This window comes from Shewanella sp. 10N.286.52.A9, assembly GCF_041468985.1.
Lineage (GTDB): Bacteria > Pseudomonadota > Gammaproteobacteria > Enterobacterales > Shewanellaceae > Shewanella > Shewanella japonica.
Genome location: NZ_JBFRJQ010000031.1, coordinates 26937 through 51126 on the forward strand (window position 1 = coordinate 26937; position 24190 = coordinate 51126).

Sequence of the window (24190 nt, forward strand, 5' to 3'; positions counted from 1 at the left end):
GAAGATCAATATGTCAGTTAACGTTAAGCTTATTTCACGTGCAGTCGTGGTGATAGCAAGTGTATTTGCCGTATTTACTAGCACGGCACACGAACGGTTTATTCTGCCGTCTCATACCTTGTTATCAGGTGAAGCACCTCAATCAATTACCGTATTGGCGAGTATTTCTAATGATATTTTTCACCCTGATAGACCATTGGGCGACAGTGGTTCAGGACGAGATGTCGGTGAGCTAAAAGAATATTTTGCGAACCTTGAATACACGGTGATCGCGCCAGATGGCAAGGTGTCATTAGACACACAATGGGCGGCGTATTCACGTATGTCTGTTGCTGATGTGACCTTAGCTCACGAGGGAACGTATCGTGTCGGCTTGGTACAACCGGATGTGTTTATGACTACCTTTGTTAACGCTGAAGGTCAGCCTGCTCGTTTATGGGGGCCGTCACCTGAAATTCCTGCCGGAGCAACAAAGGTGGTTCGTCGAACAACAGCATCAAGGGTAGAAACGTTTGTGACGTTAAACAGTGCGACTCATCAGGCGATTGCGCCTACTGGGACTGGCGTTGAAATCGTGAGTAAAACAACCCACCCGAATGATTTATTTGCTAATGAAACTGCACAGTTTCAATTGCTTTTTAATGGAAAACCTTTAACGACAAACACTAAAGTGAAATTGATTAAAGCCGGAACACGTCACCGTAATGACCGAGATGAGCAAATTTTGGATGTGACCAAAAATGGTGATATTAGTTTTACCCCAAGCCAAGCAGGTTTTTACTTGTTGATTGCAGAAACCCATGTTGATGCTCCAGATGCAGCAGATATAGATGTGAAGCACTTTAGCCTTTATTTGACCTTAGAAGTGTTTCCAGAATAATAGGGAAATATAGGCCAATCGCTAAAAAAGCCACCCTTTAAAGGGTGGCGAACCCATTTGGAGGTTGGGTGCACTCACTTTGCATAAGGGGCAATACCTTTTGGCAAAGTACTTAGTTAACGTGCAATAGATACAAGTAAAATGGCATCCTGCCCAATGACTTCCTTGTTAATACGACGAAATGGCTAAAGTCATTTCTTCGATGGATTAGCCAATTACATGGCTATTAATCACTTTCAGTGCTTTGGGTAAGACTGAACAGTCACTTTTAAAAAGCTTAATGATACGATTTCTTAACAGTGACATTGTTTGCTGGTGGTTTAATTAACGCGCTTCGTGAATGGTTCGACGAAGCGCTTTATATGCTAATGACAGTCAGCACAAGTATCGTTTGGATCTTGAACTTCATGCACGATATGACAGGTTCCACAATCTAAAACGCCATCATGTTGTTGATGAATTTCACCATCAATACTATCTAATCCACCGTGACAATCGATACAGGTTTGGTTTTCATACGCCATATCTGCTGATGGTTCACCATCCATGTGGCAAGCTTCACATCCAGCCATGTCCGTATGAGTGTCTGCAATTGATTCAGCAAATGCAGCACCAGAGAAGCTCAGTAAAATCGATAGTCCTAAAACTTTAAGCATGGTTAACTCCTAAATAATGATTAAGCTACGGTCATTTGACCGGTATAAAGAATGAAATTACGAAGCAAGAGGACACCGAATAGGCTACAACTTGCTGTGATGGCGACATAAGAGAATTTGCGTTTTGCTGATGCTGTCATAAATAGGTTAAATGCAAGCGGCATAGCTAGACCGACAACGACAATCCCTGCCCAGAACACCCAGCCCCAGAAACCTTCACCAATGGCATTGAGTGCAGCAACCTGACTTTGACCACCGGTTAAAATTAACCCTACGAAGAAGGTAAATAATAAAGCGAGTTCAAGCAGGATAAGTGGGATCTCAATGTTATGGATAAAGTGCACTTCTTTACCGTCAGGGTTGCCTTTCATTAATACGCCACCTAGCAATGTGCCTGCTGCGCCAGAAGAGATACCCGATATTAAGAACAGCATTGGTAGTACAGGGTTATTCAGCATTGGGAATGTGGTTAATGCTGACAGTAAGAAGCCTGTGTAGGCGCCTAATGATAATGCCAAGATGACAAGTAACCCTGTAATCGTTGCTTCCATCTTTAACAAAATATCCAGCGCTTTATCGACGATAGGCCAACGGTCATTACACCAATGACGGATAGGCTCTTGGAATAAACAAGCCAACCACGAGAATAAAGCCACTTGATAAACCATCAGTACAGCAACGCCCACTGACATCACTGAAGTTGGGTTGTAGAAAACCAAAATTTTCCAGAAATCAAACGGCTTGGTTAAGTCAACGACCAGGATCCCAAGGCCAGCAAATACTGCAAGAGGAGCAATAAGACATGCTGCTCTTACAAAGCTAGACTTATAGGCGTTTTTACCCAACTTGAAGTGCTTTAGTAATACTGCAAAACAAATTGCCCCAGCAGAGATCCCTGCTAAAAATAAGTAAATGGCGATTGGCCAGTGCCAAATGAGGCTGTCAAAATGGAATGGGCTCATAACTTGATTTCTCCCTCTTGGGAAGCAATACGGAACACTTTAGGGCGTGTGCCCAGTTCGGTTTTACTTCGGTAGTTAGGCGTCGTTTTAAGGACTTCAACCACTTGTGAATGTGGATCTTTAAGGTCACCAAAGGTGAGCGCTTTTGTTGGACAAGCTTCAACACATGCTGGTAGGCGACCTTCTTTTAAGCGGGTCTCCTTACAGAAGTCACATTTATCTGCGGCTTTAGTGACAGGGTTAATAAAGCGAATTTGATATGGACAAGCAGCGATGCAATACAAGCAACCAACACATTTCCATTCATCAACGCTGACAATGCCAGTTTTAGGATCATGGTAGGCAGCGCCCGTTGGGCAAACGTTAACGCATGGTTTGCCTTCACATTGCTGACAGGACTTACGGGTGAAACGATAAAATTGATTGGGATATTCACCAAAAGGCCCTTCGCGCTCAATATCTAAACGGCTAACTCCTTCTGGTACATTGTTGGTTTCACGACAAGCGACGGAACAAGCGTCACAACCAATACATTTGTTTTCATCATGAATAAGGGCATATTTGCAATTTGTGCTGTTATCTTCTTTTTGACCGCCAGAGTTGGCGATACTTAGGCCAGATGCGCCTGCAGCGCCAACGGCTGCAACACATGCTCCTTTTAAAAATAGTCTTCTTTCTTTTTTCATCGTTTTATCCTCCTAATTATTTGCTTTCATGACAGCTAACACATGATGCGATGCGCTTGCTTTCAGTTATGCCAATAATTGGATCAACTTCTGGATGCAGTTGGTGACAGTCGGCGCAGTTAACCTTGTTAGAATGGACATTGTGGGTCCAATCTGCAGCAGCTAACTCTTCTTGACCGTGACAAGCCATACAGGCAGCTGTTTGTTGTGCTGCTGTAGCGGGGGAGTTTTCACCAAAACCAATGAGTTCTGATTCACCTCGTGGATGCTTACCTTTCTCGCCATGACAGTCCTGGCAGGTTTGACCTAGTGCGTCATTAGCATGCATGCCATACATGTTGCCGTTTTTCTTATGGCACATGATGCATTGGCGATTTTGATTCATTTTAAATTCAGGGGTGTCAGCCTTGGCGACAGGCGCGGTAAAACCGAGTACCACCATCAAAATAGAGGTCAACAAGGGAAGGGTGATTTTTGAAATTCTGGACATAATGAGCCCTCACATAATTCAGTGATACAGTAACGTCTAATAGGGATTTGAGTGCTGAAGCCTAGCTTCAGCACTCGATAGCACTAAGCTGCGAGAGAGTTGCGAATTAATGATTCATCACATTGTTGGTTTTTAGCTAAGTGAATCACTTTAATACCAACCTCTGCTAATGAATGGTCGATGAACTCATTATTTTCAGGTGTGTTGTGTTGAGGATCTGTAATCACCAGTTTGACTGCTGAGTTATCATCGACGACAACATAATCGAGGTGACAATGTTGTAGATGCTTGTGAGCATCTTCTGGCTTGTCTGTTTTATCAATATCTACAATATTATCCATCGTAGTACCGTATAAAATATTATATTTACCTTTAGCAATTGAATTGAGCTTATTGAAAAAACCAACGGGTTTATTCGCAATTTTTTCAGGATTCAATTTAATATTAACGCCCACATTCTCTACATTGCTGGTTTTGAAAAACTTTATACATGTCATTGTAAATGTTACTAGAACAAAAGGAACAACAAGGAATAATACAAAGTAGACAAAAGCATAGCTTAATATGACTGATGTGTTCATAAACGCCTCCAAACTTTCATTGATTATTAAATTTATTTTTAAAGCACATTCAGTATTTCCTTGTGAGGGTTTATAAACATTGATTTAAATCAATTAAATAATTGGATGGTTATTTTTATATTTAAATATCAAATTTGAGTTTGTTTATTATTATTTAGATTTTACAAATTTTAAAAGGTATATTTTGAATTGCGATTTTTGAATATTTAAATGTGATATTTTGATTTTCGAAATTAGCTTGTTTGTTATTCTGTTTGTTGAGATTTTACTTTATTAAAAAGTAGCAGCCACAAGGGGTTGGTGGCTTTTGTGAAGTTTTTATTTCACTGTTTATAGGTTTTTATATATAAAAAGGTGTTATGTTTTTTAGTATTCCGATATTTAAATATTTATTATTCATTTTCTGTATAACCAAATAAGTGACATAGCAAACATTTTCATAAAACAATTAAAATAAAATAACAAAAATAAATTTAAATTGGGTATTATTAAAATGAACTTATCATTGGGAGGTATTTAGATGAGAGATATTAGTTATAGTGACCTAGATTTATTGAGTATCAATATTCTAGTTAATCTGTATGAGAACAAGTCTGCGACATTTGTATCTAATAAATTGAATGTGCCAGCACCCAAGATAAGTCGTTGCCTTAAGCATGCACGAGAAATTTTTGGTAATGAGCTTTTTATTCGCAAAAAATATGGCTTGGTGCCTAATGAGTTTGCTGGCAAAGTTTATCCGATTGCTAAGCAGATACTTGAATGTTCAAACAGCCTGCAGCAGCTGAATGGTGAGGCGATAGCTGATAATATTCATAACTTTGAGATTGTTGCGCCAGATCTTGTTTCTTTTCCTTTTCCTAAGATGTTGCTTACGTCCATTAGAGATGCAGGAAAAGATGTCAATTTTAATATCTCTGCATGGAATAAGTCTTCACTTGATCATATTGTCTCTGGGGATATTGATATTGGTATCTGTTGTAGCAAAGCAATAGATAATTTGGAAAGCATAGATGATAATTTAGCAGTATTACCGTTAAAGAAATTGAATAAGCTATTTTTAATTTGTGATGAGAAACACCCAATTCTAAAAGAAGAAATAACATTAGAGTCAATTGCCAAATACCCTTACGTTAATAGTAATGTTGGTGATGCAGAACAGAGAATGAGTGCTTTTCAAGAGTATTGTTATCGTAGAAAAATACCGCTTAATACTGAAATGGATTTAAATGGTGTTTCCAGTTTATTTGAGTATTTAAGACAAACTAATGCGGTTGCTTTACTACCATATAGCTCGATATATAACATGATCAATACAACGCCAGGTTTACACGCATGTCGTTTAGCTGAAGTTGAATCTGATAGATTATATATGGAAGTAAAAGTACCGACGCTATATATGATTTATAATAAAAATAATCATGAAGCTAACTTGCAATGGTTAACTGAAAAAATTCAAGGTTTGGTACATTCAGCGCTTCACTAATTGCTCATATAAAACTGAATATTAAAGCCACTCAATTAATATTGAGAGGCTTTAATATTTTTAACTTTTTAAAATGAATAGAATCTAATTGTTATTGATTCTTATTTGTATTTATTCCGCAGCAACTATTTCATTAGTTGTCACTTCATCATTGTTAATATTACTGATATTCATATTTCGATATGTTTGTTGATATTTTTTCAAATTATCGGTCATGTTTTCTATTAATAACGCAGTGAACTCTGATGTTTTAGCTTCATGACATTGTAAGTAATGACAGGGGACAACGATATTTGCGGGGGTTTGAAGGTGAGTATAGTAAAACTCGGTCATATCAATGAGCTCAATGTCATCTCTTTGTTTACTTAATTCAAATGGGAAGACCGAAGGAGCCCAGCAAATATCATCTGAGTTAACGACACGTTCAAATGCCATGACAAGGCTTGATGTGATCAAGCTGATGTCTGCTTTCAAGTGAGTGATTTCACTACAACGACTCACGATTTCAGTAAGCGCTGATGTGGGACCATTGTGGATGAATACTAGGCGATTCTTAAGAATACTTTCAAGGGTTATTGGCTGCTGTAGGATTGGATGCCCTTTACGTACCGCTAAAAACCAGAACTCAATATCACCCAACTTATTATTGATTATATTGTCATGGCTAAAAGGAAAAGAAGAAATAGCATAGTCTATTTTTCCTTGTGCAATTTTTTGTTCAGCACTTTCTGTCCATGGGTGGATATCAACGATATGACTAACGCCTAACATCTCGCTGGTTTTATCAATCGATTCTAAAAGAAACATCGACATTTGCTCGGGAGCGCTGATATGGAGTACGAGATCATTTTCAGGCTGGGTCTTTGCGGCCGTAGCCATATCATCGTATGCACTGATGATATTTTTGGCTAAAGGGTATAAACGTTCAGCCATGGCGTTTGGTTGAAGACCGTATTGCTGGCGAATAAACAATTCATTATGAATAACTTCTCGCATTGTGCTGAGTGCACGGCTCACCTTTGGCTGGGTGCTGTTGAGTTTTTCAGCTACAACGCTACCATTTTTATATTCAAATAGGCCAATTAGAACTTTAAGCGTAAAGTAATCTAGCCTTGATAATTGTTTTTCCATGAGTTTTACCAAGCGTTTGAGTTATTCATCTTTTGCGAAGTTATCACATCACTATGGTGCTAAATCGAATGCAACTCACAGTTTACCTCTTTAGGGGTATTATTAGCTAAATATAATACTTAAATACTATATTATTCAGCAAGATAGGGAATACAATTGAGATTGTTGTATGTGTTGTTGTAACCATGTTGTTGACAGTTTGTATGTTAATTTTGCTGGTTTTTTGTTCAGCTGTAGTGTTTAGGTGCGAGATATTCGTAGCGAGTTTTATAAGATTTCATTTGAATCAATTACAATTAGACTAACCTAAATGGTTTGTACAAATAGTTATGCTGATATAAGGCGATAAACTAGATGGAAATGAATGTATGGTATTAAGAGCCGTTATCACATTTGTATGCTTTTTCCTGACCGCATGTGCTGCTCAAATCGATTCGCCTTTGCCGTCAGGCACTCAAGCATCAACTGACATTCCCAAAGCTGATGAACGCTTATGGAATGAAGCACGACTGCTGCAGTTTCATCAGCAATGGCAAGGGACACCTTATCGTTTAGGTGGGCTGACTAAAAAAGGGTTAGATTGTTCAGGGTTAGTGTATGTAGCTTATCAAGATCTCGTCGGCCCAAGTTTGCCACGCACAGTACAAGGGCAAACTCATCTGGGTACACGCATTAATAAGCGTGATCTTCAAAGCGGTGACTTAGTCTTTTTTAAAACCACAGGTTCAGGTCGCCATGTTGGTGTGTATTTAAGTGGACATCGTTTTTTGCATGTATCGACTAAAAAAGGCGTGATGATTTCGAGTATGGATAATGTCTATTGGAAACCCAGATATTGGTTTGCCAGCCGTTTATAGCTTTCATCGCTGTAACTCTTGATCAATCTCTCCGCTTCAGCGATAAAATTGTGGTATTTTAGCCGCATCTAAAGTCTAAAAATCCATTTAGTCTTACAGTAATTTTAATGATCAAGTTTAAGGACCTCGTCATGACCAAAGCTAAAATCGGTATTGTTACGGTAAGTGACCGTGCAAGTGCAGGTGTGTATGAAGATTTATCGGGAAAAGCCATTATTGATGTGCTAAATGAATATTTAACATCAGAGTGGGAACCTGTTTATAAGGTTATTCCTGACGAAACTGCAGTGATTGAAGCCACATTGATTGAAATGGCTGACGAACAAAATTGTAGTCTGATTGTGACCACCGGCGGAACAGGTCCTGCGAAGCGTGATGTGACACCTGAAGCGACAGAAGCAGTATGTGATCGCATGATGCCAGGCTTTGGCGAGCTAATGCGCGCTGAATCATTAAAGTTTGTGCCTACAGCTATTTTATCTCGCCAAACAGCTGGTTTACGAGGTGACTCACTGATTGTTAACTTACCTGGCAAGCCAAAATCAATTCGTGAATGTTTAGATGCGGTATTTCCAGCAATTCCATACTGCATTGATTTAATGGATGGTCCATTTTTAGAGTGTGATGAGTCTGTGATTAAGCCATTCAGACCGAAAGCGAAATAACTTTTTAAGCCGATTTCAGGTTATCTAGATTACTCACCTAGTAGTCATTATTAAGCGTATTGCGGGATGTTAGCCTGCAATGCGCTTTTTTATGGGCTTTCAATAACTGTTACAACCCTTTTCTAAAGATTAAGTGGGCGCTATAGCCAGTAAATATGGCGAGAAAGGGAATCGCTATCAGGTGAGTAAATACATTGGGCGGCGTATTGAAGTTTACTGATAGTAATAATCCCCAACTGACGGCGAGATAACTCAGACTGATAATTATATGCTGGCTGACTTTTTTCATGACTTGTGTCCTTACTGCTAATGACTCACTGTGATTAACAGTATAAAAACTAGACAAATCGATTTTAAGTGTCATTATTGACAAATATAAAGTCAAAAGTGACATTTTGGGGGCGTGATGAAAACAATTTATATTTTAGCGGCGGGTAACGTGGTGGCGAGTGGCCTAGTGAGCTTTTTAGATGTATTTAGTTTTTGTAATGCCTATTGGCGCCGTATTAATCAGGATGTCAAAGAAGACTTGTTTCACTGTCATGTGATTTCAGCTGACGGTCATAATGTAAAAACCAATCAAGGTTTTGAAGTGCCAGCCAAAGGGCTAGCGCATCCTGATGATATTTTGCAGGCTGATGCCGTCATACTCGCCTCTGCATTTGTGACTAACCGAACTGAATTTCAAGCATTTTTAACCGATTTTGAACCTTTAATAGCACCACTGTCGCGCTTTTCGGCTGCTGAAAAGCCCGTTGCAGCTTATTGTTCAGCAACATTATTACTTGCTGCATCTGGCTTATTAAACCAAAGGCGCGCAACAACGGTTTGGTGGCTTAGCGAGATGTTTGAGCGCAATTTTAAAGATGTGCAGTTATGTATGGATTCATTGGTGGTGTCTGATGGCCATATACATACCGCAGGTGCGACAACTTCCAATTTAAGCTTAGCGCTGCATCTTATTTCGATTTTAGCAGGTGAACAAATGGCGCAGCAGATGGCGAAAATATTGCTGATCGATCCTAATCGCAGCTCTCAACAACCCTTTATGACAATGGCGATTAATCCTGAACAGCATAAAGATGAATTAATACATAACGTACAGCGTTGGATGCAGGCTGATTTGAGCCGACATTGGCTACTAGATGATATTGCAGATAAATTTGCTGTAGGCAAACGCACGTTAATTAGGCGCTTTAAAAAAGCCGTGAATGAAACGCCAGCGAGCTATATGCAGCGCCTTCGAGTAGATGAAGCAAAAAGATTGCTAGAAACAACAGAATTGGCCATTGAGCAAATTGTCGAGCGGGTCGGGTATGAGGATGTTAGCTCATTTAGAAAACTATTCATCCAACTCACCACGTTAAGCCCGCGTGCTTATCGACAAAAATTTAATACTCATACCTGCTGCTAGCGATACTTTTTGGGCTTTGAGTGCCAATTAAAGTGAGTTAATTTGCTGCTTTAAATCATACTCTGGCTCAGTGACAATTTTCTCTAGCGTGGCAATACGTTGCTTGAGCTCGTTATTTTGCTGGCGTAGCGCGTCTAACTCATGGCTATGGTTATCCGCTAAGTTGCTCGTTTTTGACTTTACATAATGCTTAAACATTTCTGTGGCAGTGGTGCCCACGGTGATGATGATGACTAATGCTAAGATTGCGTATTCTTGTTCCATGATGGACTCCTTGTCTAGATTGAGTGGACTGGTTCAAGGTGGGTTGAACCAGTCCGAGGTCATAGGCTACAAACCAAATACCACTTTTTCACTTTTCAGCAGTTTTTCTAAACCAAATGCAAGTGCAATTGACAGTACCAGTGTGGCTGCAGATGACACCAGTAATTGCAGCATTGGGATTTCACGACCTTTAATAAAGGCCATTAGGGCTTGCTGCTGGCCTGAAACAGGTAACCATTCCAGTACATCGGGTGCAATGTTGTAGCTCGCTGCCATTGATAAGGCGAGCGGCACAAACAGTACCATGGTGAGATAGGACTGAGCCTCTTTAAATGTTTTGGCCATAAATGACACAAACAATTGTAGGGTCGCCGCCATAATGGCGAGTGGAATGCCAATAAATAGCATTAGCCCCATAAAGTCTGGCGAAATATTTACGCTAAAGCCAAGCTCTTGCCAAGGCACAAAGGTGTAGGCAAATTTAGACACGATTAAAATCAGCAATAAGCCCAGCAATGCAAAGCAGGTGACTGCAATGATTTTACCTAGTACTAATTGGCGCGTACTAATAGGGTGGCTTAACAGCAGTGCTAATGAATTACGTTCACGTTCACCCGCACTGGTATCAATAGCTAGATTCATGCCTGAGATAAACACCGAATAAATCATGGTGAAAATGGCAATTCCTAAAATAAAGCCGCCTTTAGAGTCTGGCGTTGCTCGATCTTCTACTACCACTTTAATTGGCTGCACAACAGCAGGGTTAATCCCACGTGCAATGAGGCGTAAGCTGCCCATTTCACCGCTGTAGGCTTGAAGTTGGTTTTCAACTCTGCGAATGGATTGCTGTAGCTTTTCATTTGAGTTATCGGCGATTAAGGTGATCTCAGCAGGCTTGGCTTTCGCCATGTGCGCTGCGTAATCGTCACTGATGATGAGCTCGATATCTTTGACATCTTTAGCTGCAACCCCTTCGTCAGTTGAAGCGTTAATGCCGCGATTATTTAAGAATCGGACTAGATCAGGCGCGTTGTCGGCATTGGTGATCTTGATATTAAGATCTTCAGGGGTCGACAGCTGTCCGATTAATACCATGAACATACCGCACATTAATAAAGGTGTACCGATTGCGTAGTAAAGACCCGCCATGACAGAGCGCTTATCACGCATGGCATCAATCAGTTCTTTGCGAACCATCGCTATAATTGTTTTCATGAGATTGAGATCCCTTCGTTAGTCGATAACACTTGACTAAACTTAGTCGTCAATGGGTATGGCAATGGTATCGACACCATTGCAGTTATAATGACAGGCTTATTCATTAGGCTGCGATCCCTTCGTCAGTACCGATGAGTTTAATAAAGGCTTCTTCCAGTGAGGTTTCACCCGTTTGTTGGCAAAGCTCTTCTGGACTACCTGTGGCAACCACTTTACCGTTGGCCATCACGATGACTTGGTCACATAAAGCGGCCACTTCTTGCATCACATGGCTTGAAAACAACACGCAATGGCCTGCTTTTTTAAGCTCAATCAAAATATCTCGCAGTAACCTGGTACTCATGACATCTAAGCCACGTGTTGGCTCGTCTAAAATGATGTTGGTTGGCTGGTGCACTATCGCTTGGGCTAATGCAGTTTTCATGCGTTGCCCTTGTGAGAAACCTTTACATCGGCGGTCGGCAATATCTTCGAGTTTTAATTGCGCGATGACATTGGCTGTTGCTTGTTTAGCGTCAGCCTTTGACATGCCGCTGAGTTCGGCAAAATAGCTAATGTATTCTCTTGGCGATAATCGCTCATATAAACCAAATGGGTCTGGGAATAAGCCCAATTGTGCTTTTGCTTTTGTTGGCTCTTTGGCAACATCAATACCATCGATTTCGGCGTGGCCTTCATCTGCCGCTAATAAGCCAAACACTGTTCGTAGACAGGTGGTTTTACCCGCGCCATTTGGGCCAAGTAGTCCAGTAATATGACCGTCATGAGCACTAAAGCTGAGGTTATCCAGTGCTTGTACGTCGCCAATTTTTTTCGATAAATTTGATACAGTAATCATGATTATTCTTCCTCAGCGGCAGCTGAAAGGGTTTCAACTGAGTTGGCATTTAAGTAAAAACTTCTACGAACATCCTTTTCTAAGCATTTACCGTCAATGTTATCTATCGAGCCACTGCTAACTAAATCTGCGATGAGATCGTTACCGCAGCTTTGATAAGCCACGCCATGGGTAGCAAATTCAGAGACAAAATGTTTAGCATTAGTGAGTTTTTCTGTGGCCATATCGCCCCAGCTTGGTGGCGTTGCAGGATCTAGCTCGCCTGAAAGCAAGAGGGTAGGAATGTCACTTGCGATAGCATCGCTAAAGCTGTTATCTACTTGCGGCATATTCCACACGCTGCACGTTGCCTCTAGTCCTTCTATCATGGTGCGTCCCATGTAAGAGTCTTGCGCTTGTTCGCGCATGCTTGTTGTGATGCGATGAATATCTTCGCCACAAACCACAGAGGCGTGCATTCCCATGGCGATACCTGTGCTATCTGAGGTTAAGGTGTAAATGCCTAATATGGGTTGGTAGTTCCCCAAAGCGGCTTGATGAATTGCATGGGGCGTTAACGAGCGAATGTTGGGCATGTATAGCGCCATTCTAATCGCACCGTTAAATTTACCTCGAGTCAGCAAAAAGCTGGTTAGCTCATCAGTTTGTGGATCGCGTACTTGTGTCTTGACTGGGGATTCAGCTAACTGATTATCGACAGAGATAAAATCTTGTTCAAGATCCGGGAATTGCTGACCGCATAAACTGTTTTGCTGACAGTCTTTAAAGAGAAGGCCGTAGCCTCTATCGATGGCTTCACCAATAGCGATAACACTTTGCTGCATTGGTACAACACCATCTAAAGTCACGGTGGCAATCGCATTTGGATGTTCACGCATATATAGCTGCGCCATGCGGGTACCGTAAGATACACCATATAAATGCAGTTTTTCATAACCTAAGTGTTGGCGAATCGCTTCAAAGTCAGTTAACGCCGTTAAGCTGCCATATTGCGTGACATCAGCATCTATTTCATCTAAGCAGGCTTGAGTGTCTTTCACATAGTCCATATCGTCATCATTAAACGATAGCACTGACATATCGTCATCATCACAGGCCAAGATATTAGATTGCCCAGTCCCACGTTGGTCAATCAATAAAATGTCGCGATCTTGACGGACTTTAGCCAGTACGCGGTCAAACCCTGCGGCATTTTCAATGGCTGATTGTCCTGGTCCGCCAGCAATGGCAAGCATGGCTTGTTTTTTAAAGCTGGGTTTAATCGCTGGTAATACAGCGTAATGAACGGTGATTTTCTTGCCACCAGGCTTGGCTGGATTTTCAGCCACTAATAATGAGCCGCACTGCACTTGCTCAGATAAACCATCAACATAACACGCTGAAAGTGATGCTTGTTCAATAGCAACAGTGCTTTCATCTGCCGCAGCAGATAAGCTCATCATAGACAGTAAACCAACTTGAACGGCGCTTATCAGCTTTGATTTTGTTGTCAGCCAACGGGCATTGCTTACCTTGTTATAGGTTCCTTGCAACATAACTTTTCCGATGTTCATTACATCTTTCCTTTTTGCATTTCAGGATGATTGTGGTAACTTAACATTAGTGTATCGGTGTATCAATGTATTAATACAGTAAGTAAAGGCTAATGCTAGAACTAATAAAAGTCAACCCCAGTAGTGGCGAACCCATTTACCGACAATTGCATGAGCAAATTGTACGGTTAATTGTGGGTGGCCAATTACAAGTGGACCAAGTGTTGCCTTCGGTGAGACAACTTGCTGAGCACCTAGCGGTTAATCCAATGACAGTGTCACGAGCGATTCAACAATTAGTAGAGCAAGGTTGGCTTGAACGTCGTCGTGGCCAACCTACTCGAGTCGCGAACAGGCAATCTAACGATGACACGTCGGGTCCGCAATTACTTGTCCCCCAAGCACTTGATCTAATCAATCAAGCAAAGCAATTAGGTATCAGCCTTGAGGAGTTGCAAGCGTTAGTGGCAACTCAGTGGAAACAATAATAAAAAAGCCATAACAGCAGTAAGTTAACAAGGAATACGTTAAATGGATATCAGTACTGAGGCAATTTTAGAATTCAACCAAGTCGACAAGTGTTTTGACGATAATGTGGTGCTTAAACAGTTAAGTTTTAGCTTGTCAGCTGGCATGGTCGTAGGCTTATTAGGTCAAAATGGTGCGGGTAAATCGACGTTAATGCGTGCTGCATTAGGCATTGTTGATATTGAGTCTGGTAGTATTTCAACTTTAGGCGAGCCTGCTGCATCCCTATCTATTCAAGCGAAAGCTAAAATTGGCTATGTACCTCAGCAACCATTTGGTTACGAAGGTTTTACTATTGCGAGCGCGTTAGAGTTACACAGTAGCTTTTATCCGCAATGGGATAAACGTTTACAAACAGAGTGGCTTGAGCGATTTGGCCTTGACCCTAAACAACAAGTGCAAAAGCTCTCGGTTGGGCAGCGACAATCATTAGCCTTGATTATGGCAATGGCTTACCGTCCGCAATTGCTTATGCTCGATGAACCAGTAGCGAGTTTAGATCCCATTGTACGTCGTCAATTCATGGGGGATTTATTCGAATTGGCCTTAGAGTCAGGTTCTGCTGTGTTATTTTCATCTCACATCACCTCAGATATAGAGCGAGTGGCAAGTCATGTTGCATTGATTAAACGCGGTGAGTTGGTGCTATTTAAAGAAATTGATGCATTGCGTGAAGAGGTGAGTTTAGTTCATCTAGGCGAAAACCAAACGCTGCCGCAAGGGGTTAAAGTATTAAACCGTCATCAACAACAGGTGCTGGTGGATAATAAAAATCAACTTGAAATACCCGGTTCAACTCAAGTTAGCTCCTTAAATTTGGATCAATTATTCATGGAATTACATCGATGAATCATTCCCATGTGAACTCGACAAAACGATCACCTGAATCCATCGGCGTAAAGCAGTGCCTTAATGGATTTTATTCATTGTGGTGTCGTGATTTTGGTAGTGTAAGCTTTTTGCTGGTAGCGCTATTGGGGATCGGTCTTGCTGTACTGGCAATCATTAGTAAACCTGAACAAGTTGACGTAATTAGTATTGCTCTAGGCATGTGTATTTTGTCTATTTCAGTGGCAATTGCCTGGCAGTTCATCAAACTGTCGGCCAATGAGCAAGGCGTGTTAATTCCTGGATATTACCAACGAGTAAAGCAGCAAGCCGCACTCGTGTTTATCGTGATGATGTTAACTTGCATCAGTGTTTTATTGCTTAGCCCGCAGCCAATCAATATTGGTTTTTTGTTAGCTTATCTTAGCGTTGGAATGGGTTTTATTCTTGCGTGTTTGAATCGACCTCAACGCTTTAACTTTTCCGTTTTTGTTTTTGTTTTTCTGCCTATCTTACCTGAGGTAATAGCCTCTTTACCTGTTGAGGTTGGCCACTTCTTAGCGTTATTGCCAGTGGTATTAGGGGCATTAATTTATAGAAAACTGCAACGCTTTAGTTGGACCCCTCATGCCCGCAGTATTTACTTAAATGGGTTAGAAACCGGTTGGATGATCGGCCCTATTGCAGGGCAGAATCGCTGGTTTATAAAATTAACCCAGTTATTGCACCCCGCCAGTTATTTTATTGGTCCTATGCTAGGGATGTTACTGCTGGTATTACCGATATTAAGCATTATCGCTATTTTACTGTCAGCTTATTTTAATGCAGAAGTCCCTGTGATTATGGTGTTATCGCAAATGTTGATTATGGTGTGCAGTTTAATTCACTGGACACGTGTGCAACGTTGGCGCGCAGCTGAAACCTTATTTATGCTACCGACCTTTAGCGGAAAACGTGGATTAGTTGATCAATTTTTTAAATCACAGCTTCATTTATTGGTCATTGTGCTGAGTATCATTACTGTCATCACATTGGTGTCGGCATTATTTAATGCACAGATGACCTTATTGGCAGGCTTACATATCGTCGCCAGTACGATTTGGGCTTCAGGTATGGCATTAGCATTGGGTGCAATGAGCCGCTCAGTATTACAAATTAGTTTAACCATGCTGATTGTGATTGTTCATTCAGTTTGGCTTTCGACCTCGTTAGTGGACTTGCGAGAACAAGGCATGATAACTGCCAGCTATTACTGGGGAGATCTCGGGTTACTGCTGTTAATGGGGCTTTTACTCGTTATCAGCAAACACAAACTATGGAAAAATGGTGTTGCCAGTTTGTAAAATGTAGCGATAATCTGTGAATTGACGCTAATTTAGACTAAAAACTCTTATTTTTCTGTATGGCTTAAAGTAGAATGCCAAAAAGCGGAACACTTGTAAGCTAAAAGGTAATTATTAATGTCTCTCGAACAATTTCATTTAGTCAGACTTCTACAGCAGCAAAGCACAGCATTAGAAGATAACATCGCACTCGAAGGATTTGAGATGGCAGCCCCTTGGAACAAAGTTTCATGGAGCCAATTTGATACTATTACTAATAAAGTGGCACAGCTGTTAATTGATTTCGGTCTGCAAGCCCAAGACAAAGTGGTTATCGTTGCGCAAAACAGCCCACAATGGACATGTGCAGATATTGGCGCACTTAAAGCACGAAACGTAGTCGTACCTGTTTACCCAACAAGCCCAATGGAACAAGCTGTTTTCATCGTTAATGATGCCCGCGCTAAAGTCATTTTTGCAGGTGATGAGAGTCAATACGCAACAGCATGTAAAATCCAAGCACAGTGTCCAACTGTTGAGCATGTCGTGGTATTTGACAGCAATGTTAAGTTGGCCTCAGATGAGCATTTCCATTTTGACGATATCCTGATTGCAGAGACAACGCCTGCAAGCGAAGCTGAACTTGAGCTGCGTTTATCGCAAACTAATCTTGATGACTTACTCACCCTTATTTATACCTCTGGTACGACTGGCGATCCTAAAGGTGTAATGCTGGATTATCGTAATATTGCCTCGATGATCGAACAACACGATACAGAAATTGCTTTTAAAGCGGGTGATGTCTCATTGGCATTCTTACCACTTAGCCATGTGTTTGAACGTGGTTGGAGTTTCTATGTATTGTGTCGTGGTGGTCATAATGTTTACCTTGCTGATACCAACCGCGTTAAAGAGGCGATTGCTGAAGTTCGCCCGCATACCTTATGTGTCGTGCCACGCTTTTTAGAAAAAGTGTATAGCGCTGTGCATGACAAAGTTAATAGTGCACCAGCCATTCGCCAAAAGTTATTTAACTGGGCTATTGGTGTAGGTTCGCGTCAATTTGAAGTGAATCAAGGCCGTAAAAAAGCCAGCACCGCATTATCTGTGCAGTGGAAGCTGGCCAACAAATTAGTATTCAGTAAATTACAGAATGTATTAGGCGGTCGCCTTAAGTTTATGCCTGTTGGCGGCGCTGCGTTAGATGTCAATGTTGGCGGCTTTTTCCACAGTATTGGCGTACCAATCCTTTGTGGATACGGCATGACAGAAACCTGTGCAACTGTTACCTGTAATACCCTTGATAACCGTGTATCAGGTTCAAACGGTAAACCACTGAGTGCTATGGAAGTGAAAATCGGTGCTAATAACGAAATTTTAGTACGTGGTGACACTGTGATGCGTGGTTACTTTAACCGTCCACAAGATACTGAAGAAGCGTTTGAAGATGGTTGGTTAAAAACTGGTGATGCAGGCATGTTAGATGCTGAAGGTAACCTATACATTACCGACCGCATTAAAGAGCTGATGAAAACCTCGAACGGTAAATACATCGCACCGCAACGTGTTGAAGGTAAAGTGAGCTGTTGTCCGTTCATCGAACAAGTGGCGATTGTGGCAGATGCCCGTAACTATGTATCGGCGTTAATTGTACCTGCGTTTGAATCACTTGAATCTTGGGCTAAAGAACATGAGATTAAGTTTGAAAACCCAATAGAACTGTTACGCCATAGCCAAGTGGTAGAGCATTTTGAGCAACGTTTGAAAGAGCTACAACACGAGCTAGCGGGATTTGAGAAAATTAAGAAATTTACCTTACTGCCAGAAGCCTTTTCGATGGAGTCGGGCTTAATTACCCCAACCATGAAACTGCGTCGTAAGAAGATTTACTCAAAGTATGAAACTGAAATTAACGCCATGTATGGCACTTCATACTAAGTGATATGTGAATTCATTAAACTTTATTATTAAATGTTGATGATTGATTGAATTTAAGGGCACCTCAGGGTGTCCTTTTTTATGGCGCTATTTTAAAAATCATTCTTGGTATTGGATAACCTTGAGCGTCATAATGGACGTATGAATCGTGCTAATTTTGAGTGGATAATGGAAAAAGTAGATTATAAAAAACAGTTAAAACACCTTTATCTTCCTTCTAAAAAGCAAGTGACGACAGTGGATGTGCCGTCTATGTATTATTTGATGGTCGATGGCAAAGGTGAACCTGGGAGTGAGCAATATCAGCAAGCAATTGAAGCACTGTACTCGGTTGCTTATACGATTAAGTTTATGATCAAAAAAGGAGCTACTGCGATTGATTATGGCGTGCTTCCGCTTGAAGGCTTGTGGTGGGCTGACGACATGGATGACTTTATCAATGATAATAAACATAACTGGCAATGGACTATGATGATCATGCAGCCAGAGCTTGTGGATAAAAAACTAGTGATTGAAGCAATAAGGAAAGTGAAGCAGAAAAAGTCATTAGCGGCGATTGATTTAGTGCGATATGAATCCTTTAGTGAAGGGCAATGCGCGCAAATTCTGCATGTTGGCCCCTTTTCAGAAGAAGGCCCAACCGTGGCTAAAGTACATGATTATATTGAATCAGCTGGCTTTACTTTGTCAGGGAAACATCACGAGATCTATTTATCCGATATTCGCCGTGCAGCGCCCGAGAATTGGAAAACAGTGATTAGACAGCCTTATTCTACATAACATGAAAAAGAACAGAATTTATTAATAGTCGTTTAGGCAATGTTACACCCATTGCGAGTATAAAGTTCAATTCCTAATACTTTATAATAATTGTCAATAAGAAGGCGGGCAGTACAATAGGCATTTCAAAATTCTAAATGGAAGGACCCATAAGAATGTCGGCAAATGGACAATCACTTTTTAAATCAAGCACCCAATCTTTTTATGAAAATCAGTTAAGCTCGCGACTTAATGCAGAAATTGATTTCAAAACCCTATTTGCCAGAATTGACGCAATACAAGGCCTTACCGGAGCAGGAGTTGTGTATATCGACAGTAAATTTAATATTGTCGAGCTGCGTAAATTTGAAGCGATATGCCAGATTAATCCTATCAAAATCATTTTGCGAGAGCCCCCAGCTCAAATGAACCAATCGTCTTTTGCTGCGCACCTAAAAGGGAGTCAAGGTAATATTCGAGAGTCTAGGCTGGTATCCGAAGTTGCAGGTACAGTATTAAGTTGTGGTGCAGCGGTTATTGGGTGGACTGTTGTATTAGGTAGCAGTGCAGCAGTACCTTTAACTGGTGGTACGAGCGCTGCTATTACTTATTTAGCTGTCGGCGCTTCAGCTGCTAGCTCTGCTCAATGTCTTAATGGTTTATATAGATCGCTTAATGAAGTAAACAATCCTGAAATGAACGATTATTTAGATTCGCAAGAATGGTATACAAATACAGCGACAGCGATTGATTTAGTATCTTTAGCTGGTGCTGGAGCAGCATCTGTAGCGACCATTAAAACTATTAAAATGATGAAGTTAAGTACTTCAAAGAGTTCTATAGAAATATTGAAAGGGCTATCTAGGCCTGAACGAAGAAGATTAAACCAAGAAATTGCTCGACTTAACATTCCAGGGGCTTCAGGACGCCTCATAAAGTCTTTAAGTAGAAAAGGTGTGGTTAAAAAGTATACAGGGATTCAAATTACAGATGCATTTCGATTGCAGTTAAGAGATGCTGTTGGTGCCTCATTAAGTTTTACTGGAAGTGCGATGTCAGGAACAATTAAAACTTTAGCTGTGGGAATATACGAAGAGGTTATGGACTGATGAAACCAAGTAATGTCCCTAAAAGTGATAATGATATCGTCGGGTTACTACCCCCTACCAAATCGATTTTAGCTTTTCTGTTATCAACAATGTCGATGTTGTTTTCGATTGGAACTCTTAATTATATTATTCTTAGGTTTTATTTGAACTTCTCAATAGAGGGAGAGTTACTTTACCTGCTTGTCACAACAATTATTTTTTGTGGGTTTAATTTTGCTGTTACCAGAGGCTCTTTCTTTGCAGCGACAATGTTCAAGTATTATCTTACAGTTCTATTCATTATCTTTTTACCGTCAGTTTTACTCATGGACTCACAAAAGCAATCAATTCCAATCTATTTTCTAGGCATGGCTTGTGCGCTATTAACTTTTTGGGCCCTAAATAACAAACACTACCAAATTTTTGTCCAGTACCAGTTTGATGCAGTAGAAGATCGTAAAGAAGCCTTAGCCGAGTTAGAAGCGGAGATAAAAGCATCTAATTCAAAGATGAAATAATTGCTTAAACCATAGATAACTTAATGAAAAGGAGTGGTAAGTTTTTTGTTCTCTTACTCTATATAGCTTTAACCTCTCAATTATCGCATCACAGTAGTGTCATAAAAGGGCTTTATCCTCAATTCAGTTTGCCTAACTGAACTTGCTACTTTGAAAAAACTTAAACGCTATCAATATGAACGTTATGCTGTGTTATGCAAAGTCACTTATCGAGATGACTTTTCGCCTGAAAAGCTAGGTTTTTCTCATGAGCATTATCGTGAAATTGCCAATCGCTGGGGTAACGTTTGCGCACGTATTTTGTGGCGTGAAGATAAAAAAGAAGTGCTGGTGGTATTTCGCGGTTCTCAAACCATGAATGAGTGGCTGATAAACTGCCAGTGCTGGCCTAAAGCCAAACAGTTTGCTGATACTAAGTATAATGTCCATGCTGGATATGATTATTTATTAGAGCAGAAAACCAATCCGAACCCGCCTCATTACGATCCCAATATCAGTTTGTTTTCTCAACTGCAGATGGTGTTATACCCATTGATTGTAGCGGGTAAAAGAATATCCCTGACAGGGCACTCTTCAGGCGGCTCAATGGCAATTTTAGCCGCTGACAGATTAGAGCGCTTATACCCGAACTCAATTAAACGTGTGGTGACCTTTGGCCAGCCTTCTCCTGGTTTTAAGAGTTTCCAAAAAGCGTATTTATTACAACGGCGTACTTATCGTATTTGCTGTGATATCGACGTAGTGACTTTTTTGCCGCCTCTTCCGGGTATTTTCTTTCATGTGGGTAAAATGCTCTGGCTGCATAACGAACGTATCTATGAAAATACGCCGCCGATAAAACGCTTTTTGATGAGCTTTGTAAGCTGGATTGTGTCGCCGTTTGCTTTTCATTACATGCATAAGTACATTCGTAATAAAGATTTTTTTGATGATATTTAAGGGTGACTCTGCTGGTGTGGTAGCTTAAGCTATTGCTGATCGTAGACGCCAACTTTAGCGATATTGCTGGCGAGATAATAACAATAATAAAAGGACTTCCTCTGTGTCAGACACCCAGTTTAGCCTAAACCTTACCCCAAGGTTTTGTGAAACCGATGCCTTAGGGCATATCAATAATACCGTCATTCCAGTGTGGTTTGAGGCCGCACGAGATCCTGTGTTTGATATTGTTAATCCAGGGCAAGATCTAACTAAATGGAACATGATTATTGCGGGATTTAATATTGTCTTTAATGCGCCGACTTTTTATGGCACTGACGTGACAGTCAAGACTCACATTAGCCGAGTAGGTAACAGTAGTTTTGAAATTGCACAAAGCTGTTGGCAAAATGGCCGCCAAACTGCAGAAGCGAAAACCACTATGGTGCATTACAACTATCAGACGGAAAAGAGTCAACCAATGTTGGATGAGGTTAAGGTGCAGCTTGCTGCCTTAACGGGTGAGTGATAACGCAATTGCAGATTTGATTTCTCGTTATCAGGTGTCACTGATCAATATCGTGGCAACACAAAGCTTGGGCAGTTACAGTGTTGGGTTGTTATAGCTAAAGCAAGTTGAATCAAATTTAAAGAGCCGCATTAACAGTGATGTTATGCGGCTTTTCTTCGCAATTTATTCGGTGACGATTGAAGCTTTACTCGATGATTACTCGATAAGTACCCAATAACTATCTAATAACCACCTAATAACGACCCAATAGCTACCCAATAGCTACTCACTCGGTTCAGCGTGCTGCTTGAGGGCATCTAATAGCTCAGGCGTTAAAGTGGCTTTTTGACCTGTTTTAAAGTTAAACATCACTACGTTAGCCGTTCCCGTTGTTGTCACTGCTTGTTGCGCTTTACTGAAAATACGGTAATGCATGACAAAACGATCTTGTTGAATATCACTGATGCTGACACTGACTAGCAAGGTGTCTGGAAAGGTGACTGGGCGTTTATAGCGAGCATGAGTCTCGCTGAGTACTGGGCCTATGGATGTCTTAGCAAGATCGTCCATCATATTAATTTGGCTGAAAAAATCGATTCTTGCGGTTTCAAAGTAACGAAAATACACCACGTTATTGACATGGTTTAATGCGTCCATTTCGCCCCATGCCACTGGAATTTCAGTGATAATTGAATGCTGCTGAATAAACTGTTCCATTGTATTGGCTGTCCCTTTTAAAGTTAAACGCTTGTTTGATTTTTATTCAGAGTAACAGGCAATGAAGGCTTCAACAAGCTGGGAATATTTTGCTATCAAAAGAGCAATATGTTTTGATGATGTTAAACAATGTTTTGCTATGGAATGCATCGATTGAAATCAATAAATTATCCTCGCCTTATGCAGCTTTTGTATAAACCGGGAATCACATTAGCAAGTTTGCCAAGCGCAATATTGGGCTATCTTAAATCCGTCATCAATAAGTTAACAGTGGCACAAAAGCTGTACTTCATCGCCTTCCTTTTGATGTTTACCACCGATGGAGTGACTATGGTGGGGATCATTGCCATGATTGCAATGATGATTGAGTTTTGGCCATTGTTTTCTAAGACTTGGCATAGCTTGGCAGGGAAAGCCTTTCTGCTGCTGTTTTACGCCATTATTGCTAACTTTTCGTTGGTGTGGGCAGCCTCTGTCGTTAATGAAGTTTCAGGTGTTGATGCGGATCATTTAACTTATACCCACAATTTAGTGATTTTGTTGTATATGCCTGTATGGTTCGTATTGGTGAGCGGCGTCGCCTTAATGCTGCTGCAAGCTGTCATCCCAATTTATTTTGTATTGATGCCAGTACTTAGCTTGCTTGGCGTTAAATCTATACGTTTTACTAATAGTGAGCATTATCGAAAACGCACGATATTGCTACGAATGATATTGGCGTATGTGGTGTTAGCTAACCTGTATTTATTAAGTGATATTGAAAACACCTTTGAAAGTAGTGATCCCAGAGCAAAAATGATCAAATTGTTAGAAGAGGAAACAGGTGAAAAACCTGAAGATATTGATGCGGGTTTGCAAAAGCTCTCAGCCGTTGGTGCGAAAATTGTCGAAGCTAATGCTGAGGGAGAGGCTAAGGGAGAGGCTAAGGGAGAGGCTGAAACAACTTTAGCTGCTGAGAATAATGACATAGAAAACCTTAGCTCTACTGAGCCAGCACCTATGCCTGATTCTGTGACTGCAACTTCTAACGAAGATACTCCTCCAGATATGGCCTCGAGCACTCAAAAGGTGATTGAGGATGCGGTTCAACAATCAATTAAACAAGTGCAGCAAAACGAAGTGAAGCGTTTGAGTGTTGGGGCAGATGAAGCGGCTGAGCGACGTTACGATATTATTCGAGAGAGTTATCGCTTGATGGTAAGAATGACGATTGCCAATTTTATTTATTATTTTGAGGGTAATCAATTTTCTCGCTGTGAGTCTCAATTGAATAGTAAAGTGATTGAGTTAAATGACTATGAGATTTTAGAAATTACCCCCACTGACGCAAAAGCTAGTCGTTATGGTTACGAGTTTTTGGTTAAAGCTTGTGTTTCACCCGCATTTCCAGCAAAGAGTTAGCC

The 24190-nt window shown here is 40.8% G+C and carries 26 protein-coding genes; 15 read left to right on the top strand and 11 right to left on the bottom strand.

The genetic code is table 11. The annotated features are described in order from the left end of the window. Nucleotides 1–10: 10 nt before the first annotated feature. Nucleotides 11–880, top strand: a complete 870-nt coding sequence (locus tag AB4128_RS18685; RefSeq protein ID WP_055024118.1) for a DUF4198 domain-containing protein — start codon at nucleotides 11–13, stop codon at nucleotides 878–880. A 365-nt stretch (nucleotides 881–1245) separates the two neighbouring features. On the opposite strand, the gene AB4128_RS18690 is transcribed toward AB4128_RS18685, so the two are convergent. From AB4128_RS18690 to AB4128_RS18710, 5 genes are all read right to left on the bottom strand, one after another. Continuing rightward, nucleotides 1246–1536, bottom strand: coding sequence for a cytochrome c3 family protein (locus AB4128_RS18690; protein WP_055024119.1), 291 nt, complete (start codon nucleotides 1534–1536; stop codon nucleotides 1246–1248). Between the two features lie 20 nt (nucleotides 1537–1556). Beyond that, on the bottom strand, nucleotides 1557–2498 hold the full coding sequence (gene nrfD, locus AB4128_RS18695; RefSeq protein ID WP_080917252.1) for a cytochrome c nitrite reductase subunit NrfD: 942 nt from the start codon (nucleotides 2496–2498) through the stop codon (nucleotides 1557–1559). Then, on the bottom strand, nucleotides 2495–3184 hold the full coding sequence (locus AB4128_RS18700; RefSeq protein ID WP_055024121.1) for a 4Fe-4S dicluster domain-containing protein: 690 nt from the start codon (nucleotides 3182–3184) through the stop codon (nucleotides 2495–2497). Before AB4128_RS18700 ends, nrfD begins: the two co-directional genes overlap by 4 nt. 16 nt (nucleotides 3185–3200) lie before the next feature. Further along, nucleotides 3201–3674: a nitrite reductase gene (locus AB4128_RS18705; protein ID WP_055024122.1), complete on the bottom strand. Its 474-nt coding sequence runs from the start codon at nucleotides 3672–3674 to the stop codon at nucleotides 3201–3203. A gap of 83 nt (nucleotides 3675–3757) precedes the next feature. Further along, the gene (locus AB4128_RS18710; protein ID WP_055024123.1) at nucleotides 3758–4255 is read right to left on the bottom strand and encodes a DUF2726 domain-containing protein; all 498 of its coding nucleotides are present in this window, start codon (nucleotides 4253–4255) and stop codon (nucleotides 3758–3760) included. 520 nt (nucleotides 4256–4775) lie between these two features. On the opposite strand from AB4128_RS18710, the gene AB4128_RS18715 reads away from it, so the two are divergent. Further along, the gene (locus AB4128_RS18715) at nucleotides 4776–5741 is read left to right on the top strand and encodes a LysR family transcriptional regulator (protein WP_055024124.1); all 966 of its coding nucleotides are present in this window, start codon (nucleotides 4776–4778) and stop codon (nucleotides 5739–5741) included. A gap of 111 nt (nucleotides 5742–5852) precedes the next feature. Here the strand turns inward: AB4128_RS18715 and AB4128_RS18720 are convergent, their stop codons facing one another. Continuing rightward, nucleotides 5853–6872 (bottom strand): LysR family transcriptional regulator, encoded by a 1020-nt coding sequence (locus tag AB4128_RS18720; RefSeq protein WP_055024125.1) that lies wholly within the window; start codon nucleotides 6870–6872, stop codon nucleotides 5853–5855. A 368-nt stretch (nucleotides 6873–7240) separates the two neighbouring features. On the opposite strand from AB4128_RS18720, the gene AB4128_RS18725 reads away from it, so the two are divergent. From AB4128_RS18725 to AB4128_RS18735, 3 genes are all read left to right on the top strand, one after another. Next, entirely contained in the window at nucleotides 7241–7729 is a 489-nt protein-coding gene (locus AB4128_RS18725) for a C40 family peptidase (RefSeq protein ID WP_372038603.1), read from the top strand. 131 nt (nucleotides 7730–7860) lie between these two features. Next, entirely contained in the window at nucleotides 7861–8394 is a 534-nt protein-coding gene (mog, locus tag AB4128_RS18730) for a molybdopterin adenylyltransferase (RefSeq protein WP_055024127.1), read from the top strand. Nucleotides 8395–8800: 406 nt separating this feature from the next. Next, nucleotides 8801–9808: a GlxA family transcriptional regulator gene (locus AB4128_RS18735; RefSeq protein ID WP_055024128.1), complete on the top strand. Its 1008-nt coding sequence runs from the start codon at nucleotides 8801–8803 to the stop codon at nucleotides 9806–9808. Nucleotides 9809–9835: 27 nt separating this feature from the next. Here AB4128_RS18735 and AB4128_RS18740 read toward each other — a convergent pair whose 3' ends face one another. The 4 genes from AB4128_RS18740 to AB4128_RS18755 form a co-directional block, all read right to left on the bottom strand. Beyond that, nucleotides 9836–10072: a hypothetical protein gene (locus AB4128_RS18740; protein WP_055024129.1), complete on the bottom strand. Its 237-nt coding sequence runs from the start codon at nucleotides 10070–10072 to the stop codon at nucleotides 9836–9838. A 66-nt stretch (nucleotides 10073–10138) separates the two neighbouring features. Further along, nucleotides 10139–11287 carry an ABC transporter permease gene (locus AB4128_RS18745; protein ID WP_372038605.1) on the bottom strand — a complete coding sequence of 383 codons (1149 nt, stop codon included), beginning with the start codon at nucleotides 11285–11287 and terminating at the stop codon, nucleotides 10139–10141. A gap of 106 nt (nucleotides 11288–11393) precedes the next feature. Next, a complete protein-coding gene (locus AB4128_RS18750; RefSeq protein WP_055024131.1) occupies nucleotides 11394–12128 on the bottom strand; it encodes an ATP-binding cassette domain-containing protein in 735 nt (244 codons plus the stop codon). A gap of 2 nt (nucleotides 12129–12130) precedes the next feature. Beyond that, complete coding sequence (locus tag AB4128_RS18755) at nucleotides 12131–13681, bottom strand: alpha/beta hydrolase (protein WP_372038606.1); 1551 nt, start codon at nucleotides 13679–13681, stop codon at nucleotides 12131–12133. Nucleotides 13682–13773: 92 nt separating this feature from the next. Here AB4128_RS18755 and AB4128_RS18760 point away from each other — a divergent pair, with 92 nt between their 5' ends. From AB4128_RS18760 to AB4128_RS18800, 9 genes are all read left to right on the top strand, one after another. Next, entirely contained in the window at nucleotides 13774–14148 is a 375-nt protein-coding gene (locus AB4128_RS18760) for a GntR family transcriptional regulator (RefSeq protein WP_055024132.1), read from the top strand. Between the two features lie 43 nt (nucleotides 14149–14191). Further along, nucleotides 14192–15037: an ABC transporter ATP-binding protein gene (locus AB4128_RS18765; RefSeq protein WP_372038607.1), complete on the top strand. Its 846-nt coding sequence runs from the start codon at nucleotides 14192–14194 to the stop codon at nucleotides 15035–15037. Next, entirely contained in the window at nucleotides 15034–16359 is a 1326-nt protein-coding gene (locus AB4128_RS18770) for a hypothetical protein (RefSeq protein WP_372038608.1), read from the top strand. The genes AB4128_RS18765 and AB4128_RS18770 overlap by 4 nt, the downstream gene beginning before the upstream one ends. 117 nt (nucleotides 16360–16476) lie before the next feature. Then, nucleotides 16477–18276, top strand: coding sequence for a long-chain fatty acid--CoA ligase (locus tag AB4128_RS18775; protein ID WP_372038609.1), 1800 nt, complete (start codon nucleotides 16477–16479; stop codon nucleotides 18274–18276). 141 nt (nucleotides 18277–18417) lie between these two features. Then, nucleotides 18418–19056, top strand: a complete 639-nt coding sequence (locus AB4128_RS18780) for a GyrI-like domain-containing protein (RefSeq protein WP_372038610.1) — start codon at nucleotides 18418–18420, stop codon at nucleotides 19054–19056. Between the two features lie 155 nt (nucleotides 19057–19211). Then, a complete protein-coding gene (locus tag AB4128_RS18785; protein ID WP_372038611.1) occupies nucleotides 19212–20144 on the top strand; it encodes a hypothetical protein in 933 nt (310 codons plus the stop codon). Further along, a complete protein-coding gene (locus tag AB4128_RS18790) occupies nucleotides 20144–20641 on the top strand; it encodes a hypothetical protein (RefSeq protein ID WP_372038612.1) in 498 nt (165 codons plus the stop codon). Before AB4128_RS18785 ends, AB4128_RS18790 begins: the two co-directional genes overlap by 1 nt. Nucleotides 20642–20791: 150 nt before the next feature. Continuing rightward, the gene (locus AB4128_RS18795; RefSeq protein ID WP_372038613.1) at nucleotides 20792–21580 is read left to right on the top strand and encodes a lipase family protein; all 789 of its coding nucleotides are present in this window, start codon (nucleotides 20792–20794) and stop codon (nucleotides 21578–21580) included. 103 nt (nucleotides 21581–21683) lie between these two features. Beyond that, a complete protein-coding gene (locus AB4128_RS18800; protein WP_372038614.1) occupies nucleotides 21684–22088 on the top strand; it encodes an acyl-CoA thioesterase in 405 nt (134 codons plus the stop codon). Between the two features lie 264 nt (nucleotides 22089–22352). Here AB4128_RS18800 and AB4128_RS18805 read toward each other — a convergent pair whose 3' ends face one another. Beyond that, nucleotides 22353–22787: a thioesterase family protein gene (locus AB4128_RS18805; protein WP_055024138.1), complete on the bottom strand. Its 435-nt coding sequence runs from the start codon at nucleotides 22785–22787 to the stop codon at nucleotides 22353–22355. A 153-nt stretch (nucleotides 22788–22940) separates the two neighbouring features. Here AB4128_RS18805 and AB4128_RS18810 point away from each other — a divergent pair, with 153 nt between their 5' ends. Further along, complete coding sequence (locus AB4128_RS18810) at nucleotides 22941–24188, top strand: hypothetical protein (protein WP_372038615.1); 1248 nt, start codon at nucleotides 22941–22943, stop codon at nucleotides 24186–24188. Nucleotides 24189–24190: the final 2 nt, after the last annotated feature.

Bases quoted from the DNA above. Each gene is read 5' to 3' on its own strand.
- AB4128_RS18685 (WP_055024118.1), top strand. From the start codon at position 11: ATGTCAGTTAACGTTAAGCTTATTTCACGTGCAGTCGTGGTGATAGCA.
- AB4128_RS18690 (WP_055024119.1), bottom strand. From the start codon at position 1,536: ATGCTTAAAGTTTTAGGACTATCGATTTTACTGAGCTTCTCTGGTGCT.
- nrfD (WP_080917252.1), bottom strand. From the start codon at position 2,498: ATGAGCCCATTCCATTTTGACAGCCTCATTTGGCACTGGCCAATCGCC.
- AB4128_RS18700 (WP_055024121.1), bottom strand. From the start codon at position 3,184: ATGAAAAAAGAAAGAAGACTATTTTTAAAAGGAGCATGTGTTGCAGCC.
- AB4128_RS18705 (WP_055024122.1), bottom strand. From the start codon at position 3,674: ATGTCCAGAATTTCAAAAATCACCCTTCCCTTGTTGACCTCTATTTTG.
- AB4128_RS18710 (WP_055024123.1), bottom strand. From the start codon at position 4,255: ATGAACACATCAGTCATATTAAGCTATGCTTTTGTCTACTTTGTATTA.
- AB4128_RS18715 (WP_055024124.1), top strand. From the start codon at position 4,776: ATGAGAGATATTAGTTATAGTGACCTAGATTTATTGAGTATCAATATT.
- AB4128_RS18720 (WP_055024125.1), bottom strand. From the start codon at position 6,872: ATGGAAAAACAATTATCAAGGCTAGATTACTTTACGCTTAAAGTTCTA.
- AB4128_RS18725 (WP_372038603.1), top strand. From the start codon at position 7,241: ATGGTATTAAGAGCCGTTATCACATTTGTATGCTTTTTCCTGACCGCA.
- mog (WP_055024127.1), top strand. From the start codon at position 7,861: ATGACCAAAGCTAAAATCGGTATTGTTACGGTAAGTGACCGTGCAAGT.
- AB4128_RS18735 (WP_055024128.1), top strand. From the start codon at position 8,801: ATGAAAACAATTTATATTTTAGCGGCGGGTAACGTGGTGGCGAGTGGC.
- AB4128_RS18740 (WP_055024129.1), bottom strand. From the start codon at position 10,072: ATGGAACAAGAATACGCAATCTTAGCATTAGTCATCATCATCACCGTG.
- AB4128_RS18745 (WP_372038605.1), bottom strand. From the start codon at position 11,287: ATGAAAACAATTATAGCGATGGTTCGCAAAGAACTGATTGATGCCATG.
- AB4128_RS18750 (WP_055024131.1), bottom strand. From the start codon at position 12,128: ATGATTACTGTATCAAATTTATCGAAAAAAATTGGCGACGTACAAGCA.
- AB4128_RS18755 (WP_372038606.1), bottom strand. From the start codon at position 13,681: ATGAACATCGGAAAAGTTATGTTGCAAGGAACCTATAACAAGGTAAGC.
- AB4128_RS18760 (WP_055024132.1), top strand. From the start codon at position 13,774: ATGCTAGAACTAATAAAAGTCAACCCCAGTAGTGGCGAACCCATTTAC.
- AB4128_RS18765 (WP_372038607.1), top strand. From the start codon at position 14,192: ATGGATATCAGTACTGAGGCAATTTTAGAATTCAACCAAGTCGACAAG.
- AB4128_RS18770 (WP_372038608.1), top strand. From the start codon at position 15,034: ATGAATCATTCCCATGTGAACTCGACAAAACGATCACCTGAATCCATC.
- AB4128_RS18775 (WP_372038609.1), top strand. From the start codon at position 16,477: ATGTCTCTCGAACAATTTCATTTAGTCAGACTTCTACAGCAGCAAAGC.
- AB4128_RS18780 (WP_372038610.1), top strand. From the start codon at position 18,418: ATGAATCGTGCTAATTTTGAGTGGATAATGGAAAAAGTAGATTATAAA.
- AB4128_RS18785 (WP_372038611.1), top strand. From the start codon at position 19,212: ATGTCGGCAAATGGACAATCACTTTTTAAATCAAGCACCCAATCTTTT.
- AB4128_RS18790 (WP_372038612.1), top strand. From the start codon at position 20,144: ATGAAACCAAGTAATGTCCCTAAAAGTGATAATGATATCGTCGGGTTA.
- AB4128_RS18805 (WP_055024138.1), bottom strand. From the start codon at position 22,787: ATGGAACAGTTTATTCAGCAGCATTCAATTATCACTGAAATTCCAGTG.